General features: G+C 49.5%; 1 protein-coding gene. It reads left to right on the top strand.

The window, feature by feature from the left end:
• Window positions 1-232: 232 nt before the first annotated feature.
• Window positions 233-376 (top strand): chromosome partition protein MukE (locus AC0L3J_RS37630; RefSeq protein ID WP_473350466.1); only part of this gene is annotated, 144 nt, incomplete at its 3' end.

Below are 376 nucleotides of genomic sequence, written 5' to 3'. Positions count from 1 at the left end.
TCCAGGGCTTCATGGAATGCCGCCTCATCAATCACCACGTCCCCCTGCAAACCACGCAGGTTAGACGGGCGGCTTGACAGCGCCTGTATCTTAAATCCGCTGTTCGGAAAGCGGATCATATAAGTGAGGATTTCTTCTTTTTTATCGCTGTCCCAGAAGGTCTGCTCCCAGACATCAGCCTTTAACCAGCTGGCAAAGGCTGATGTCTGGGTTCATAAACATTGATTAGGCTTTGATTTTGTATCTTCTTGGTTTTCCTGAGAAAATCACAGTGGCGAATGAGGGGATTTTCACCCAGCAGGAACTGTACGACGAACTGCTCACCCTGGCCGATGAAGCAAAACCGCTGAAACTGGTGAACAACCGTTCAACCGGT

Source organism: Bradyrhizobium sp. Kon37 (assembly GCF_055807535.1).
The sequence above is the reverse complement of the archived record's forward strand: the minus strand, read 5'-3'. Positions and strand labels throughout refer to the sequence as shown.